General features: G+C 41.8%; 14 protein-coding genes, 1 pseudogene and 1 riboswitch. Of the genes and pseudogenes, 12 read left to right on the forward strand and 3 right to left on the reverse strand.

The features are described 5' to 3' along the window. Positions 1–15: 15 nt before the first annotated feature. The 3 genes from M595_RS03545 to thiC form a co-directional block, all read right to left on the reverse strand. Positions 16–1,473 carry a serine/threonine-protein kinase gene (locus M595_RS03545; RefSeq protein WP_023064753.1) on the reverse strand — a complete coding sequence of 486 codons (1,458 nt, stop codon included), beginning with the start codon at positions 1,471–1,473 and terminating at the stop codon, positions 16–18. Between the two features lie 214 nt (positions 1,474–1,687). Next, the gene (locus tag M595_RS03550) at positions 1,688–2,659 is read right to left on the reverse strand and encodes a DUF1350 family protein (RefSeq protein ID WP_023064727.1); all 972 of its coding nucleotides are present in this window, start codon (positions 2,657–2,659) and stop codon (positions 1,688–1,690) included. Positions 2,660–2,894: 235 nt separating this feature from the next. Next, positions 2,895–4,277, reverse strand: a complete 1,383-nt coding sequence (thiC, locus tag M595_RS03555) for a phosphomethylpyrimidine synthase (RefSeq protein ID WP_040483523.1) — start codon at positions 4,275–4,277, stop codon at positions 2,895–2,897. 7 nt (positions 4,278–4,284) lie between these two features. Continuing rightward, a riboswitch (TPP riboswitch) is annotated at positions 4,285–4,382 on the reverse strand. Positions 4,383–4,560: 178 nt separating this feature from the next. Here thiC and M595_RS03560 point away from each other — a divergent pair. The 12 genes and pseudogenes from M595_RS03560 (at position 4,561) to M595_RS03605 (ending at position 18,799) form a co-directional block, all read left to right on the forward strand. Further along, the gene (locus M595_RS03560) at positions 4,561–6,030 is read left to right on the forward strand and encodes a leucyl aminopeptidase (protein ID WP_023064677.1); all 1,470 of its coding nucleotides are present in this window, start codon (positions 4,561–4,563) and stop codon (positions 6,028–6,030) included. A 167-nt stretch (positions 6,031–6,197) separates the two neighbouring features. Beyond that, positions 6,198–6,362 (forward strand): response regulator, encoded by a 165-nt coding sequence (locus M595_RS30975; protein ID WP_023064654.1) that lies wholly within the window; start codon positions 6,198–6,200, stop codon positions 6,360–6,362. A gap of 115 nt (positions 6,363–6,477) precedes the next feature. Beyond that, positions 6,478–6,873: pseudogene (locus M595_RS30435) on the forward strand (hypothetical protein); the annotation flags it as partial. A 139-nt stretch (positions 6,874–7,012) separates the two neighbouring features. Further along, entirely contained in the window at positions 7,013–9,832 is a 2,820-nt protein-coding gene (locus tag M595_RS03570) for a two-partner secretion domain-containing protein (RefSeq protein WP_023064614.1), read from the forward strand. 98 nt (positions 9,833–9,930) lie between these two features. After that, positions 9,931–11,658: a bifunctional metallophosphatase/5'-nucleotidase gene (locus M595_RS03575; RefSeq protein ID WP_023064611.1), complete on the forward strand. Its 1,728-nt coding sequence runs from the start codon at positions 9,931–9,933 to the stop codon at positions 11,656–11,658. Between the two features lie 399 nt (positions 11,659–12,057). After that, positions 12,058–12,291, forward strand: coding sequence for a DUF7219 family protein (locus tag M595_RS03580; RefSeq protein WP_040483542.1), 234 nt, complete (start codon positions 12,058–12,060; stop codon positions 12,289–12,291). A gap of 604 nt (positions 12,292–12,895) precedes the next feature. Next, complete coding sequence (locus M595_RS03585) at positions 12,896–14,236, forward strand: oligosaccharide flippase family protein (protein ID WP_023064688.1); 1,341 nt, start codon at positions 12,896–12,898, stop codon at positions 14,234–14,236. A gap of 21 nt (positions 14,237–14,257) precedes the next feature. Then, positions 14,258–15,361 (forward strand): glycosyltransferase family 4 protein, encoded by a 1,104-nt coding sequence (locus M595_RS03590; RefSeq protein WP_023064671.1) that lies wholly within the window; start codon positions 14,258–14,260, stop codon positions 15,359–15,361. Positions 15,362–15,448: 87 nt separating this feature from the next. Continuing rightward, complete coding sequence (locus M595_RS32660) at positions 15,449–15,574, forward strand: hypothetical protein (protein WP_023064750.1); 126 nt, start codon at positions 15,449–15,451, stop codon at positions 15,572–15,574. Then, positions 15,561–16,466 (forward strand): sulfotransferase domain-containing protein, encoded by a 906-nt coding sequence (locus tag M595_RS03595; protein WP_023064710.1) that lies wholly within the window; start codon positions 15,561–15,563, stop codon positions 16,464–16,466. Before M595_RS32660 ends, M595_RS03595 begins: the two co-directional genes overlap by 14 nt. A 40-nt stretch (positions 16,467–16,506) precedes the next feature. Further along, complete coding sequence (locus M595_RS03600; protein WP_023064742.1) at positions 16,507–17,346, forward strand: 2OG-Fe(II) oxygenase; 840 nt, start codon at positions 16,507–16,509, stop codon at positions 17,344–17,346. Positions 17,347–17,383: 37 nt separating this feature from the next. Continuing rightward, positions 17,384–18,799, forward strand: coding sequence for an O-antigen ligase like membrane family protein (locus M595_RS03605; RefSeq protein ID WP_023064670.1), 1,416 nt, complete (start codon positions 17,384–17,386; stop codon positions 18,797–18,799). Positions 18,800–18,818 lie beyond the last annotated feature (19 nt).

Here is an 18,818-nt window from a genome sequence, read left to right on the forward strand (position 1 = left end):
ATCAATTGTTGTATTTTACAGGTTACAATTTGCCAAACGAGAGAAAACTAATCGATATATTCCTAACTTTGCACCTTCATAGCGACCAATCGGACCCAAACCCCTCGGAAGGTGTCCTTTTGGCGCCGATAGGGAAAAGTTGAGGTTGTCAGTTCTTACCCATCCATCCTTCGTTTTCCAGCCAATTTCCTCCCCAAAACGATACCATTCGATCTGATTGTATTGTCCTAACTTGTTTCCGGTTTCCAGATAAATCTGTTTCTGAACAGTAAAACCAAAACGGACGTTACTGTATTTAATCCAAAGGTTGTTAATCGTGCGAATTTCTTCACAGGGAAAATTGTCAATTGAGCCTGTATCTAACCATCCATCTTTTGCCCTTCCCGCTACTTTTAACATGAGTCTAGCCGTTTCTTCGTCTGCATCTTTCCACTGTTTCTGACTCAAAAAATATTGCAAAACAGAGTAATCTACTCCTCTGGCTGAAACTACTTTTATTAATGATTTTGGCGGTGGAGGTGGAGGCGCTGCAATTACTGTTGTTAACGATGTTGGGGGTGGTGGAGGCGGAGGTATGCGAACGGTTTTAGAAGGTGTAGCTTGAGATGAAACTGCATTCACAACTTCCCCAACAGACTGATACCGTTTTTTCATCGCCTGCTGTAACATCTGATCTAAAACTTCGCCCAATTTTTGATTAATAGGAGCGGTTAAATAATCTCGCCAAACCCATTCTCCCTCGCTCACATCATACAACTGAAAGGGTTCAACTTGGGTTAATAGATGAATACAAGTCACACCCAAACTGTAAATATCACTGCTAAAATTGGCTTTTCCTAAAGCTTGTTCTGGTGCCGCATATCCAGCAGAACCGATGGTTGTTCCGGTAACGGCTAAGGCGGTACGGGTCGCAAATTTTGCCGCTCCAAAATCGACTAAAAACAGTTGGTTATCGGAAGCTCGACGGATCAAATTTTCCGGCTTGATATCCCGGTGAATCACTTGATTTTTGTGAACAAAATATAAGACCGGAAGTAATTTTTTGAGCAGTTGTAAAATTTGAGTTTCGTTAAAGGTTCCCGACTCCTCTAACTCTTGTTGCAGGTTTTTTCCTTGAATATATTCTTGAACTAAATACTGACGGTTATCTTGGGTAAAATAGGCGTAAAGTTCGGGAATTTGCGGATGTTTTCCCAACTCATCCAAACGAACGGCTTCTTGTTCAAAAAGTTGTTTAGCTTTTTCTACAGTTTCTGTTCCCTGTGCTTGCGGAAAAAACTGTTTGATCACACAAAAGGGTTTTGAAGGTTTGAACTCATCTATCGCTTTGAAGGTGCGACCAAACCCGCCTTGACCGATAATTTCTAGCGCTCGATAACGTTCGGCTAACAGTAATTTTACACCACAATGCTGACAAAATAGAGTGTTTGGCAGGTTATTCAACAAGCAGTCAGGATTCAAACATTGGCTCATCCCTGGCGACTCCAAGCAGTTCTATCTGTTTATTTTAGATCGGTTTTTGCTTGGAATTTTAACAAATTTTTTTGGTGTATCAAACTTAAATAATTTTTGCTAATTTTACCGTAAATTTTCTGATGCACCCAATTTTTATATAAAATCCGTAGGGTGCATCAGACCGAAGGAATTACTATTAATTTTACCGCCAATTTTCTGATGCACCCGAGTTTTAGTGTTTAGAGGTTGAAACCCCAACGGTAACTTTAGAAATTGACTTTTTTTGAGTTTGATAACTTGACTGTAACAAAGCTGATTTAACTCGATCTGATAACTGTTGTAAAATCCTGACAGCAACGGGTTCAAGTTGACGCTTATAAATCGGTTCTATAAACTTATCCCAAGGATTAAAATCGACGATAGATTTACCGATTTTAATGCCAACAGGTTCGAGGTGTTTTCCGGGTATTTCTTGATGAATTAAGTTTTGGTTTTTAAGTTGCTGAATAAACCAGTAAACCCCTTTTTGTTTATTGTTATCATTTCCGGCAATATCATCAGATTTAAACGAAATTAAACCCGTAATATTAAACAGTTGACTGCGATCAATCATACACTCAATTTGAGTACGACTCGGTAACACGCCCCAACCCATTTGATCGATAAAATGAGCGAGAGATTGAATGGGAATCGCACTTTCTGTATCACTAATATCAGGGGCGAGTAACAGCGAGGGTTGATTGAAAATTGCCTTTTTATCACCTAAGCGACGGCGAATTGTGTCAAGTTGTTTTTGGGAGATACAATCTTGAAAGTAAGTTAACCCATTTTTGTCGCTCAAAAGTTCTAGCAAAGCGATATATTTGCAGCCCAAACTATGACCGACCCATAAATAGTTAGAGTTTTCTAAATAGAATTTTCCGTCATAACCTGCGGCTTTTGCTTTTTCAACGAGTAAATTTTGTAACTCGTTTTGTTCTTCTAATAAACTCAGTGAAACAGACCAATGTTGAAAGGTAAATCGAAAGGGAATTGCAACGATAGTATAACCGGATTCAAATAATGTTTCTAAAAAATAGCGATAAGATAAGGTTGGGAATGAACCAAAAAACGCGCCACCAATAAATCTAATTACGCCTTTGGGTTGAGGATGGAAAGCAACCCAGCTAAAGCCTAAAGGTTCAAAGCGAAGTTGAGTAGACATAGTTTAACCCGAGTGTGATTAAAAGCAAATTGATTAACCTATCTCTAACTTAACGTTTGTTATAGAGTGATGAACAGTCGCTTTTTTGCAGTAACTCGGATGAGTGACACTCATTTGTGCTTTCAATCTTTCCCAAAAACCCGGTTTCTATTTAACATAAAAAAAGGCGAGTATTTTTAATACTCACCCCCTATTTTAACGAATTCAACAATAGAAAAAAATCGAGTCAACTCAATTAACTTTGAGTTACCGTTTCTTTTTCCTGTGAGGCTAAAAACTTCTCTAACTCGGTTAACGCATCCGCATCAACTTTGGTTTGCATTGGGCAGAATTTAGGCCCACACATTGAACAAAATTCGGCCGTTTTGTAGATATCCGCAGGTAAGGTTTCATCGTGATATTCACGGGCGCGTTCTGGATCGAGAGAGAGATCAAATTGACGGTTCCAGTCGAAGTTATAACGGGCTTCAGACAGTTGATCATCGCGATCGCGGGCGCCCGGACGATGACGGGCAATATCGGCCGCATGAGCGGCAATTTTGTAGGCAATTAAACCATTACGAACGTCTTCAGCATCCGGTAAACCGAGGTGTTCTTTTGGCGTCACATAACATAACATTGCCGTGCCATACCAACCGGCCATCGCCGCCCCAATTGCTGAGGTAATATGGTCATAACCGGGCGCAATATCTGTTACTAACGGCCCCAAAACATAGAAGGGTGCTTCTGAACATTCCTCCATTTGTTTTTTAACATTAAATTCAATTTGATCCATCGGTACATGACCCGGCCCTTCCACCATGACTTGTACATCATGTTCCCAAGCGCGACGGGTTAATTGTCCGAGGGTTTTCAGTTCCGCTAACTGCGCTTCATCGGACGCATCATGTTGACAACCCGGACGTAAAGAGTCCCCTAAACTAAAAGAAACATCGTATTTCTTGAAGATTTCAATAATCTCATCAAAGTGAGTATAAAGAGGATTTTGTTTGTGATGATGCAGCATCCAACGGGCAATAATTCCGCCACCGCGAGAGACAATTCCAGTAATTCGATTACGAACTAACGGCAAATGTTCAATTAAAATTCCCGCATGAATTGTCATATAATCGACACCTTGTTGGGCGTGTTTTTCGATAATATGGAGGAAATCTTCGGCTGTTAATTTTTCAATACTACCATGAACACTTTCCATTGCTTGATAAATGGGAACCGTACCAATTGGCACAGGAGAAGCGTTAATAATAGCTGTGCGAATTACATCTAAATCTCCACCGCCTGTAGACAGATCCATGACGGTATCTGCCCCGTATTTGACAGCGAGATTAAGTTTATCAACTTCTTGATTAATATCAGAAGAATTCGGCGACGCACCCAAATTAGCATTCACCTTACATTTAGAGGCAATCCCGATACACATCGGCTCTAAATTGGTATGATTAATGTTAGCCGGAATAATCATCCGACCTCGGGCAACTTCATCGCGAATCAACTCAACCGGGAGATTTTCCCGCTTGGCGACATAGTGCATTTCTTCTGTGAAAACACCTTGACGGGCGTAGTGCATTTGCGTCACATTTGCTTGACCACGCCGGCGATTAACCCATTCTGTTCGCATTTTTGATTCCCTCTCGTTACAGCTTCCCTACGCCGGTACTAGCCGGACTCAGGTTCCAAGGGTGTCGTCTCAGCCTGGACTTCGCAGGCACCCCTAGCTTATTAGGTGTTGATGGTATCACAAATCGAGGGAGTTTGCAGAGGACAAGCCTGAACAGAGGAGAAAAAGTATGGCGAGAGGCAATCTGTATTAAAATCTATTGTAATAATTGTGATTATTTGACGATAAATTGCGTCAAACTCTTTTAAGTGTTAGACAGACTTTAGAAGTTAGAGTAGAAAGCATGGAATTTCGAGTTATTGACACCCCTCGCATTGATTGGACGGGAGATGCCCTAGCAGTGGGTATATTTGAACATGAAGTAGATTTACCGGGTGAGTTAGCCCAACTCGACGAAAAACTCGCAGGCACTTTGAAAGAGTTGATCGAAGAAACTGAATTTGATGGGAAACCCAGCAGCAGTGCTTCCTCTCGGGTTGGTAGTAGCAGCCCTATCCGCAAAGTGATTTTAGTGGGTTTGGGTTCATCGGAAAACTTATCGTTAGATACCCTACGTTTAGCCGCCGCAACAGCAGGACGTCTAGCCAAAACGATTAAATGTAAAACCCTGGGTATAAGTTTACCTGTCTTTGAAACGCCAGAGGCAACCACTCAAGCTTTAGTAGAAGGGGTTGAACTAGCATTGTATCAAGACAACCGTTTTAAGTCGGAAACCGAAGACAAAGGCCCCGCAATTGAACGGGTAGAATTATTAGGGTTAGCGGGAACAGAAGATGCAATTACTCGCGCTCAAAATATCTGTTCAGGGGTGTTTTTAGCCCGAGAATTAGTTGCAGCCCCCGCCAATGAAATCAACCCGATTACGATGGCAGAAATGGCAGAAGCTTTGGCATCAGAATATGGGTTTGATATCGAGATTTTGGAAAAAGAAGACTGTGAAAAGTTGGGAATGGGTGCATTTTTAGGCGTTGCCCAAGCCTCAGATTTGCCTCCAAAATTCATTCATTTGACTTACAAACCATCAGGAACTCCGAAGCGCAAATTAGCGATTATTGGTAAAGGATTAACCTTTGATTCGGGTGGATTAAACCTGAAAGTCGGGGCGAGTAGTATTGAAATGATGAAAACCGACATGGGCGGTGCCGGAGCAACCTTTGGGGCGGCGAAAGCCATTGGTTTATTAAAACCCGACGTGGAAGTGCATTTTATTAGTGCCGTCACTGAGAATATGATTAGCGGTCGAGCCATGCACCCTGGAGACTTTCTGACTGCATCGAATGGCAAAACAATTGAAGTCAATAATACCGATGCTGAAGGGCGTTTAACCTTGGCTGATGCGTTGGTTTTTACAGATAAATTGGGTGTGGATGCAATGGTTGATTTAGCCACTTTAACCGGGGCTTGTGTCGTGGCGCTTGGGAATGATATTGCGGGTTTGTGGAGTCCGAATGATGATTTAGCCAGTCAGTTAGAAACAGCATCAAAATCCACAGGTGAAAAACTCTGGCGAATGCCGATTGAGGAGAAGTATTTTGAAGGGTTAAAAGCCGTTCATGCAGATATGAAAAATACGGGGCCAAGACAGGGCGGGGCAATTACAGCAACCCTATTTTTAAAGCAGTTTGTTGAGAAAACACCCTGGGCGCATTTAGACGTTGCTGGCCCGGTTTGGACAGACAAAGATAGTGGGTATAACAGCACAGGGGCAACGGGGTTTGCTGTACGACTTTTGGTTGATTGGGTACTTCAATAGTTCCCGTTTAACCTACAGTTATGACCGAGTAATCTGTAACAGCTAAAAATTTTAGGCTGCATTTTCTCTCCTGAAGTTCAAGGGATTGCAGCCTAAAAAATAATTTTATTTGCAAATACAATGCCGAAAAACATATCAAAAATATTGAGTGAATTTAATAACTAAAAATGCGTGTTTTATTAGTTGAATATGAGCCAGGAATTGCCCAATTTATTACTCAAGGTTTGCGAGAAGCTGGCTATGTTATTGATGTGACTCAAGATGGTCAAGAAGGTTGGGACTATGCCTCTACATTCTCAGCCTTTGCCACGCTCAAAAATCTGAATGAGTAAATCAAACAAGGTGATAGAATACTAGCAGTTCGATCAGTATACTCAAATTAGAACATTAGGCGATCGCCAAAATGTTATAGTATTTTAAAAAGCAACGTTCAGAAAAATTGTACCGATGACAATTATTCATCCGAATGAACTCGGTATTACTTCACTTCCGGATCATACCCAACTTCCGGAGTCTGATGGTACTTTCGTGAAAAACTTCCAAGAACATCCCCAAAGTATTCTATTAACCGATTCAATCAGATCTACCCTAGATCAGCTTCATTCTGACGGACGATATGCCATTGGTCACAGTTCTCCGGGATGCAAGCTCCCAGAGCTGCTGTGACTTCGTCAAGATTGTGGGATTTATTGGCGACTAACAGAACCCCCAGAACGAGGGGCTGTTGCACCCGACTGGTTTTATGTTCCTCATGTTCCTCCGTTGCTGGATGGACAAGTGCGACGTTCTTATGTATTGTGGCAAGAATATATAGCGCCTTTAATTGTTTTAGAGTTTGTTACCCCCCTCGCTCCCCCCTGCAACAAGAGGAGGGAAGATAAGGAAAAGTATTTAACGGTTGCGAGAAATGGGAGTTAATCCCGATGAATTATAGTCGCAGAGTAATCTTAAATTAGTAAGGATTTGGGGGATAATTTAACCGATGAAAAACTTATGGCTCAAATCTCTAACAATTCTGCCGATTTTTTGGGGCTTCTTTTCCTCTGTCGTCACGGCACAAGTTATCCCCGACCAAACCTTACCTAATAATACCATTGTTACCCCGGAAGGCAACATCTTTAGAATCGAAGGTGGAACTCAAGCCGGAGAGAATCTATTTCATAGTTTTCAAGACTTTTCTATCCAAACGGGAAGCGGTGTTTTTTTCAACAATGCTGTTAATATTCAAAATATTATCAGTCGAGTTACAGGCGGAAATATATCTTTAATCGATGGTTTAATCCAAGCTAACGGCAGCGCCAATTTATTTTTACTCAATCCGAGTGGGATTCTTTTCGGGCCGAATGCCCAACTCAATATCGGCGGTTCATTTGTTAGCAGCACCGCCAACAGTTTAATCTTCAACGATGGTCAAGTTTTCAGCGCAATTCATCCCCAAAACCCGCCTTTACTCAGTGTCAATGTTCCCATTGGTTTACAATTTGGTTCGAGTCCGAGTGCAATTACCAACCGTTCCCAAGCTATCGGAATTGGTTTAGATAGAAATCCCGCCCCCACAGGTTTACAAGTTCAACCCGGACAAAATATTACATTAGTTGGGGGAAATATTAACTTAGAAGGCGGAAATCTCACCGCTTTTGGAGGTCAAGTCGAACTCGGAACAGTTCGTAATGGAATTTGGCAGTTGGGAAGCGGTACCTCTATTACCTCAGCCGCTGAGGGAAACATTTTATTATCAGAAAATAGCCAAGTAACAACGAGCGGTTTAAGTGGCGGCGCTATAAATCTACAAAGTGGAAATATTACCCTAACAGATGGTTCTGGACTCGCTGCCAATACATTAGGAGATTTTGACGCCTCGGGAATTAATATTCAAGCTTTTGAAGTCAATATTCAAAACAAAGCCTTTCTGTCGGCTTCCACATTTGTAGGTACGGGTGCAGCAGGTGGAATTAGTATTAACGCAGACAAAGTAACAATAACTGGAACCGTTCCCTTTCAACTCGTTTCTCAACTCCTCGCCTTGGGCGACCCCGAGCAAGCCGAGTCTGTCTCATTTGACCCCCTAAGACCCCCAGATGGTTTATATAGTCTCAGTGGAGGCCCAGGGGATGGGGGAGACGTGACCATCAATGCCAATCAACTCATTGTTCGAGATGGTGCCGGAATTCTGACCACGGCTTTAGGTACCGGAAAGGGCGGAAATATTACCCTCAATGTTCAGTCCGCCGAACTGAGTAACGGTTCTCTCATCGTTACCGGAACGACCAACGCCGGGAATGCAGGTGACTTAAACATCAACGCCAACCAACTGCGAGTGATTACAGGAACTTCACTGAGTACCACCCCCAATAGTTCCACAGAAACAGGTCAAGGGGGAAACGCGACGATAAATGCAGATTTTGTCGAATTCAGTGGCACCCCCGAAGGTGCTTTAGTCCCCGCAGGTGTCTTTACTGCCACACTAGGGTTAGGCGATGCCGGAGATTTAACCATTAACGCCCGACAACTCCGAGTTGCAGACGGCGCCCAGGTTTCAAGTTCAGCATCGGGGGCTGGAAAAGGCGGAAATCTAACTGTGAATGCCACAGACATTGAATTAACGGGGATATCTCCCGATGGGCGATTTATTACCGGTTTATTAACATCTTCGTCGCTGTTAACCGTACAAGGACAGCAAGGAACGGCCTCTGCTGGCAATTTAAGCGTTAATACAAGTCGGTTGGTGGTGCGGGATGGCGCTCAAATTTCGGCGGCTACAGGGGGCGAAGGAGCAGCCGGAAATTTAACGATTAACGCGGCTGAATCCATTCAGGTGATTGGGGTAACAACCAACGCAGACCCCACGGTAGAATCGGTTTCCTTTGGCGTGGTTGGTGATGGGATTATTCCCAGTGCGATTGAATCGAATACCAGTGGGGAGGGGAATGCAGGCAATTTAAACATGACCACCAATCGCTTAACCATACGCGACGGGGCGGAAGTGGGTGTGCGCGGGACTCGTCAAGGTTCAGCCGGAAACTTAAATATTACCGCCCAGGCGATTATTTTAGACAATGAAGGGGCGATTAGTGGGGCGACGGCTTCGGGTGGCCAGGGAAACGTCACCTTAAAAACTCAGGCGTTAGAATTGCGCCGAGGAAGTCGAATTACAACCAATTCGGGAACGGCTAACGGCGGAAATATTACCATTGAGACTCAGACGGTTGTGGCTATTGAGAATAGTGATATTACAGCGAATGCTCAACAGGGAATGGGTGGACGAGTCAGCATCAATGCTCAAGGTGTGTTTGGGACTGAGTTTCGTCAACAGACAACCCCCAAAAGTGATATTACCGCAACCAGCGAGTTAGGGGCAGAATTTAGTGGCGCAGTTGACATTAATCGCCCGGAAACCGATGCAAATTCGGCTTTAGCAGATTTACCAACAACAATTGTAGACCCTAGCACTTTGGTGGTCGCGGGTTGTACCAGTTTTGCTGACAGTGAATTTATTATTACGGGGCGAGGCGGTTTACCTCCGAGTCCGAGTGATTCTCTCAGTAGTGATGCGGTGGTTGTAGATTGGATAGATGCGGTAATTCGCCCGGATTTAAACCCCAAATCTTCTTCTGACACTCCCCAATACTCCCTAGAAAATACTCCCCAAACAACTCAGCAGATTCCTCTGATTGAAGCACAGGGTTGGATTGTTCATCCCAATGACACCGTTGAACTGGTGGCTGTTCCTGCTAATGTTACACCCTATCGTTCGGGATTGGAGTCGGTTCCCTGTCAGGATTCTTTGAAACCGCAGGCGTAAACTCTCCGAATAACACTAGAATTTACCCCCATTGTTGTCTATCATTAAGAGTTCGACGAGTGTAGACATTAATCTCATATTAATCTCATGGAGCAGTGATGCGTCAGTTCTTGCTGTTTTTTCTCGGGTTATGCTTTTTTGTTGCTGTGGTTTTATTTGGAGCTATTTTGAACATTTCTTCTGAGACGAAAACGATTACAATTTTACAAACCAGTGACATTCACGGTTATCTCATGCCTTGGGATTACTATACGAATCAACCTGCTGAGTTGGGACTCGCTAAAGTTGCCACTTTGATTGAACAAGAACGAGCAGAACATCCCAATTTAGTTTTAATTGATGATGGGGATACGATTCAAGGTTCACCACTGGCTCATTATTATAATAAAATTGATACTCAATCTCCTCATCCAATTGCAACGGCGTTTAATCTTCTCGGTTTTGATGCGGTATCTCTCGGAAATCACGATTTTGATTTTGGAATGGAGGTGTTATCTCGTTGGGTTAATCAATTAGACGCGCCTGTTGTCTGTGCAAATCTTCTTCAGGCTAATGGGATTCCGGCTTTTAAGCCTTATATTTTCAAAGAAGTTGACGGCGTAAAAATTGGGATTTTGGGGTTGACAACCACCGCAGTTCAAAACTGGCTTCCTGCTGAAAATTTTGGCAAACTTTCGTTTATTGACCCAATGACAATAGCCCAGGAATATGTACCGAAAATGCGACAACAAGGTGCTGATATTGTGATTGTTGCTCAACATACGGGGTGGACGAAAACTCCTCATGATTATCGTTCAAATCCAGCCGCTTGGTTAACTCCCGTTGACACTTGGAAAAATACGGGTGCAACCGTGAATGAAAATATTACGATTGAGTTGGCTCAACAAGTCCCTGATATTGATATTATTCTCGCCGGACATTCTCATATTAATGTACCGAAAGCGGTTATCAATACTGTGTTAATTGCTGAACCGTCTTATTGGGGAAAGGCTCTGAGTAAGTATACCATTCAGTTAGTTCATCAGGGGAAAGATTGGAAAGTTATTGACAAATACGCTACTAATTTATCCGTTGAAAATATTGAGCCTTTACCTCGTTTTATTGAGCTTTTACAGCCCAATCATCAGCAAATTTTAAGTTATCTCAATCAACCCATTGGTCAAGCAAAATCTGAGTTTGTGGGTGGGATGGCGGCTCGTTTTCAGGGAAGTGCTTTAGCTCATTTGATTAATACAGTACAAATAGAAGCGGCTCGTTCTATGGGGTATCCGGTTGATATTTCTTTAACTTCTATCTTTACCAATCAGGGTAAAATTCCAGTTGGAGAAATTACGCTGCGGGATGCTTATAGTATTTATGTTTGTGATAACCGTTTGTTTATTATAGAAATTACTGGGGATATTTTACGCCGAGCGTTAGAAAAAAATGCAGCTTATTTTCAACAGGTGAACTCTGATAATTTACCGGATTCTCCCCGAGAAATTATTGCTGAAAATATACCCGGTTACAATTGGGATATTTATCAAGGAATAGACTATACAATTGATATTACTAAACCTGTAGGTCAACGAGTGACTCGACTCCTTCTCAATGGTAAAACGATTGCACCAGAGCAAGTTCTGCGCGTCGCAATTAATAACTATCGTGCGCTGGGTGGTGGAGACTATGTGATGTTCACTGAAGGTAAAATTCTTGATAAATCCACTCAAGAAATTAGAGATTTTATTGCGGAATATTTGAAGAAAAAAAAGACAATTTCTCCGCAAGATTTTCAAATGGATAATCTAGAAATCATACCCAATATCTACAATTATTACTTTGGATAGATGACTCAAGTTTAATAACATTCTATACTATTTAATTTTATAGAATATAAATTCACAGAAATAATACTACAACTACACAAGGAAAAGCTGAATATAAATAGGGACAGTTTATCAATCGCCTGCTCACTTTTCTAGAACAATTATTTCTAGCACATATTTGAGTGTTTTATCTAAAATCTCTATTTTATACATCTTAATATATTTTATACACTAAACTAATAGAGGTTTTGAGGAACAGCTATTGACAAAAAATAAAAATTTTTATACAATTAAAAATAAGGGATTTTAATCCTGGTTTTAAAAACTTTGTTTAGCATTAGCAATGCTTGAAGTGCTAACTGATTAAGCCCCTTTTTAGCTATAAACTTGATGCTAAAATTAGCTTGTGGAGGTATTTTGATGGAACAAAAACACAATTTCTCACATCCTCGATACAAATACAGAGGTGAACCCACACCAGAAAATATAGCTTTTGATAGTCAACTCCAAGAATTTGCTCAACAGGTGCAAATCATCGCAGGTTTACACACAGGAGGAAGGTTATCGACTCAAGAATCTTATCAAAGTATCAAACGTTCTTGGAAACAAGTCAAAGCAACGGGTCAAGAATTGGGAATTGGCAAAAGTCACTAAAATTTTCTCTAAAGCCAGTTACAATAATCAACAACTTGAGAGCGGATAACCGCTCTTACTTTGTGTTTAAGGGGATTTTTGATCGGAATGTTAAGGGGGTATGGGTTAGGGATAAAGATCAGTTACCCGAAGAAACAATTGACGATTAGGTAAGCACAGAGTAAGCTAAAAGCTATTGAGGTTTGAGAGCCAAAGATTAGCTGAACCTCTAGGAATTGATCAGGGAAGCACCCGGAAAATAGCATTTTTTCTATAAAGGGTGTAAAGATTTATGTAAAAATTTGATAAAGCTAGCCCTCAACAGTAGTTGTACCGAGAGAGGGTAGGTTAGACTGAGTGAGACAAACCTGAAAATCTCAGTATTTTCCATGAGGATTGTCCAATAGACTAAGTGATATACATCCAGAGTAAACAACTGATCGAACAAGATAGACCCTATGCCAATCCGAGAATTCAATGATTTAAGTGTCAATTCCAGTCGTTATTTTTACAGTTTTCTGCCGTTAAACGAGAAAGATTTGACACAGATAAGTCCTATCAAAGCCCAACTCTAAATTAATATCCGCTTTGTAAATTTGATTTAGCCCTCTCTAACCAACTCGTTATGTCCTCAATTAAAAAGCAGGCTGTTGAAGGCACAATCTGGACAGTGGTGGGCTATGGTGGCAGTCAAGTGCTGCGTTTAGGCAGTAACCTGATTCTCACTCGCCTCCTCGTTCCCGAATTGTTTGGTCTGATGGCGTTGGTGAATACCTTTATTATGGGTGTTGCCTTATTTTCAGACATTGGGATTCGCCCTAGTATTATCCGTAGTCCACGCTGGAACGACCCCGTTTTTCTGAACACCGCCTGGACATTGCAAGCCCTCAGAGCCTGTTGGATTTGGATAGGATGTGCGATTCTCGCTTGGCCGGTGTCTCAGTTTTATAATGATTCTCGGCTTGTTTGGTTACTCCCTGTTTCAGCTTTAACCGTTCTGGTTAATGGACTGAGTTCTACTTCTATGGCTACTCTTAGCCGCAAACTCGAAATTGGGAAACTCACAAGACTTGAGTTTGCAACCCAAATTATTTCTTTGGCGGTTACGATTGTCTGGGCTTATATAACACCCACAGTTTGGGCTTTAATCGGGGGAAATCTTGTTTCTAGTGTTGTCAAAACTGCATGGAGTCATCGCTTAGAACCCGAAACTTCTAATTGGTTTGCTTGGGAGAAAGATTCACTTAAAGAAATCATGTCTTTCGGGACTTGGATTTTTGTATCTACAATGATGACTTTTTTAGCTTCTCAAGCTGACCGATTAATTTTAGGAAGGCTGTTTACGCTTCAGTTATTAGGGGTTTATACCGTTGCTTTTTCCTTTGCCGATTTGCCCAGACAAGTTGTTAAACGCATTAGTCAACAGGTGATGTTTCCTGTTATCTCCAAATATGCTGATTTGGATCGACCCAGCTTGCGAGCTAAAATTTTACAAAAGCGTAAGTTGCTGTTAATTGGGTTAGCATTTATGGTGACAGTTCTTGCTTGTTTTGGAGATTTAATTATTGAAATACTCTATGATGAACGATATCAGGAAGCCGGATGGATGTTACCTATTCTCGCCGTTGGACTATGGCCTTTATTATTATCTGCAACAATAGATAAAGCACTTTTTGCGATTGGAAATCCTAAATATGTAGCATTAGGTTATTTCCTTAAATTCTTGTATATGGTTACATTACTTCCGGTGGCCAATGAGCTATTCGGAATGGTCGGTGCAATTACGGTAATTGCTTTTAATGATTTACCCAGCTATTTTTCTATTAATTATGGCTTATGGCAAGAGAAATTAACTTGTTTTAGACAAGATATACAGGCAACAATTCTGCTGTTAGGTTTGCTATTTATCGTTTGTTTAGGTCGCTATTCTCTAGGCTTTGGGTTACCCATTGATCAACTTTTGTAAACAACTCAGGAAGTCGTAATAATGAAAATTACCTTTGTTTTAGGAAACTGGATGAGCCTTCGAGGTGGAGTCCGGGTGGTTGCAGAACACGCCAAAAATTTGATGCAACGAGGTCACGATGTCTTCGTCGTTTCTCCGGGTCGCCCTCAACCGACTTGGAAGCAACAACTTCGTTCTTTACTCAAGGGTCAGGGGTGGATATCGAGACCGAAGAATTTACCCTCTCATTTTGATAACACAGATATTCCTCGCCAAATTCTCAATCATCCCGCTCCAGTGACTGATGCCGATGTTCCTGATGCCGATGTGGTTGTTGCCGGATGGTGGGAAACAGCAGAATGGGTTGCGAATTTATCTACAAGCAAAGGAGCTAAGGCTTACTTTATCCAAAATTATGAGATGCACGATTACTTACCCAAGGAAAAAGTAGAAGCTACCTTTTCATTACCGTTGCACAAAATTACCCATAAGTGGTTAGCAGATTTAATGGCAACTCAATATGGAGATCCTAACTGTTCTGTCCTCCCAAATGGAGTAAATACTAAACAATTTAATGCTCCATCCCGTCAAAAACAAGCGGTTCCAACAGTTGGATTACTTTACTCTCAAGTTTATTGGAAAGGATGTGATATCAGTCTAAAAGCTCTATCTATTGCGGCTCAAAAAATTCCAAACCTCCATTTAGTAGTATTTAGCTCTGAAGATCCCTCCCCAGATTTGCCGCTACCACCCGAGACGGAATACTATAAAAAACCTCCCCAATCTCAAATCAAAGACATCTATGCTAAGTGTGATGTTTGGCTATGTGGAAGTTTGAAAGAAGGGTTTCACCTTCCTCCCTTAGAAGCTATGGCTTGTCGTTGTCCTGTCGTTTCCACGCGAGTTAGTGGCCCAATGGATACAGTCACAGACGGAGTGAATGGTTATATTGTACCCGTCGGCGACTTTACTGCATTAGCAGAGCGATTAGTCGATGTTTTGTCTCTTTCTGATACTCAATGGAAAGTGATGTCGGATGCCGCTTATGAGACCGCGCATCGATACACTTGGGACTATGCGACTGATTTATTGGAAGCGGCACTTCACACTGCTATCGAGCGTCAAAAGCGAGGAGATTTCTCGTAAGTATTGAAGTCAATTCAGAAAATGGCTCTCCCCTCGTTAGGATGCCAACTCAAGATAATAATCTAGCCCTATCGAGGTTTTTAGCAGTTGTTCTCCCGAAAAGCTGTATCGGCTAATACTTTTGATCCCCGAGTTCTGGGAGGGCCAACGTTTTTACAAATTGTTGTGGCGGATTTTAGCAAGAAAACTGGATTAGCTTATGACTTTACCTGACTTTATCATTATCGGTGCAGCCAAATCTGGGACAACAACACTTTATGAATATTTATGCCGTCATCCCCGGATTTATATGAGCAAAGTTAAAGAACCTGATTTTTTTGCATTGGATCGCAACTACGCTCGGGGAATGGACTGGTATAAGTCCCTCTTTAGTCCCGCTCAACCTCACCAAGTTTGTGGTGAAGCCTCGACAACCTATTCTCGACTTCATCAGCATCCTCAAACCGTAGAACGTCTCGCCAAAGTTCTACCGGATGTTAAGCTTATTTATGTGATGCGACATCCCGTCGAGCGGGCGTATTCCTTCTACCGATATCGGTTCAAGGGAAGTCAAGAGAATCCTCAATTTCTAGCCGAAAGAAATGAGTTGATGACAGCCAAAACCTTTGAAGAAGCCATTCGGCAGCAGAGTGAATTTATCGATAGTAGTTATTATTTATACCAGATAGAAAAGTATCTAGAATACTATCCGAAAGAATCGTTTTTGTTCTTGTTGATGGAGGATTTAACCGAGCAACCCACAGAAACGTTAAGTAAGATTTGTCAATTTATCGGAGTCGATCCAAATATTGATTTAACTCAAAAAGGTGAAGTAGTTGCCAACAAGGGTAGTGATCGGCCAGAATGGTATGTAAGAAACCAGCTAACTGCTCCTCTCAAAGCAATTCCGGGTGTTGGCTCTGTGTCAGGGTTGTTACCGAAAAGCTGGAAAGATCAGGCTTATAAAATGATCCGGGGACTCAATTATAAGCAATGGAAATCAGCGCAATATGTACCCCCTCCTATGCAGCCAACGACACACCAAATGCTTTTAGACCAGTTTCGTGAGCCCAATCAGAAACTAGCTGAGTTTCTTAATCGAGATTTATCTCATTGGAATCAATAACAGTTCACCTAATAAAACTAATATTTTCTGAGGAAAAAACATGAGTTCAGCTTTGACTTTCTGCATTGATCCTGAATATTTGGACAACTTAGCGACTCAATACCGAGAAAGCTATGCCCAAGCCCAACCTTATCCTCATATCGTTATCGATAATTTTTTGCCGGAATCCATACTTGATCATATTTTGGATGAATTTCCAAAACCGGATACAATAGACTGGCATAAATTTAATGGGAATTACTCTAAGAAACTCGCTTCGAGTTCTGAGTTACAAATGGGAGAATCCACTCGTTTTCTACTGTATCAACTGAATTCTTCAATCTTTATTCGTTTTTTAGAAAAGCTAACTGGAATCGAAGGAATAATCCCTGATCCTCACTTCAAAGGAGGAGGATTACATCAGATTGAACGAGGGGGTTTTTTAAAGGTACACGTAGATTTTAATCGCCACGAAAAACTTGATATTGATCGCCGACTAAACCTACTGATCTATCTCAATAAAGACTGGAAAGAAGAGTATGGTGGTTATTTTGAGTTGTGGGATAGTGAAATGACAGGCTGCAAAAAAAAGGTTTTACCTCTATTTAACCGCTGTGTGATTTTCAGCACCACAGATTTCTCCTATCATGGACACCCAGACCCCTTAAACTGTCCTGAAGGATTATCTCGAAAATCCTTAGCATTATATTATTACAGTAATGGTCGTCCTACTGAAGAGATCTCTGATGGACACACCACGGTTTTTCAAGCTCGACCAGGGGAACAGTTACCGAATAAACCAGTTGGAGAAGACACTAAAACCATTCTGAAAAAATTTATTCCTCCGATTTTGATAGATCTAGGTAGCTCTCTCAAGAAAAAGTCAAACTCCAAAAAGTAGAGTTGGGCTATTTGATGTCGAATTTAGTAGGTATACAATGACTCCTCAAGCTCAACTCGTACTGCGGATCTGGTTGCCTGTTGTCCTGGCTTTATTTAAGTTTCTTCCGGCTCGCAAGGCAGTCGTAACCAGCTTCATTGTATCCTGGCTATTTTTACCTCAAAAAGTTCTATTTATTTTTCCGGGTCTTCCTGATTATGATAGAATCTCAGCCACCTGTTACAGCATCTTGCTAGCCACTTTTATCTTTGACTTTAAACGCTTTAGTTCTTTTAAATTCGGCTGGCTCGATATTCCCATGTTGGTCTGGTGCATCTGTCCCTTTATTTCATCAATGACCAACAATTTGGGCGTTTACGATGGGGTATCGGCTATTGTAGATCGAACCATGGAGTACGGAATTCCCTATTTTTTGGGTCGCATTTATCTCAATGATCTGCTGGGAATGCGCCAACTGGCGATGGGGATTTTTGTGGGAGGATTAATCTACGCTCCGCTCTGTATCTTTGAAAGTGTGATGAGTCCTCAGTTGCACAACATGGTTTATGGCTATCATGGAATTCGCCAATTTGGTCAATCTATTCGTTTAGGAGGCTTTCGGCCTAACGTCTTTATGAAACACGGCTTGAGCGTTGGGATGTGGATGATGGCGGCTCTGCTGGTTGCCGTTTGGCTTTGGCAGTCCGGAATGCTCAAGAAGTTTTGGAATATTCCCATGAGTTGGATAGTAGCTGGACTGTTTGTGACTCATCTTTTGGTTAGATCGACAGGTGCTTATCTTTATATGCTCTACGGCTTGGTGATTCTGTTCACCGCCAAGTGGCTCCGTATTTCTCTTCCATTAGTAGCGTTAATATCGGCGTTGTCATTCTACTTAATGTTGGGAGCAACCGGAAACTTTACCGGAGACCAAGCTGATCAAATTATTTCTGTCGCTGAAAATATTGCCGGACCCGATCGCGCTCAATCACTGGAATATCGATTTGATCATGAAGAATTACTCGTCGAAAAAGGTCTAGAACGAATAGTTTTTGGTTGGGGTGGATGGGGACGTAACCGTGTATTTGACTATAACTGGGCAGGAGAGTTAGTTGATATCTCTGTTACGGATAGTTTATGGGTGATTGCTTTTGGTGTGAATGGTATAGTGGGTTTGACGGCTGTTTTTGGATCAGTATTTTTACCTGCGGTTAGCTTTGTATTTCGTTATCCGGCAACAACTTGGTTTAATCCCAAAGTTGCCCCGGCCGCCGTTCTTGTCGTTATTACTATTTTATATGCGCTTGACTGCTGCTTAAATAATCAGTTTAATCCGGTTTTTACTTTAGCCAGTGGAGCCATAGCGGGGCTAGTATTACAGCCGGAGCCAACTCAAAAAACGGTTAAAACCTTGAGAAAAAGCCGTCAACTTCCTTCCGAGCGTTCGGCAAGAATTGATTTGAGTAAAAGCTAACCGGGCCGCCGCAACTATT

Source organism: Lyngbya aestuarii BL J (assembly GCF_000478195.2).
Classification (GTDB): domain Bacteria; phylum Cyanobacteriota; class Cyanobacteriia; order Cyanobacteriales; family Microcoleaceae; genus Capilliphycus; species Capilliphycus aestuarii.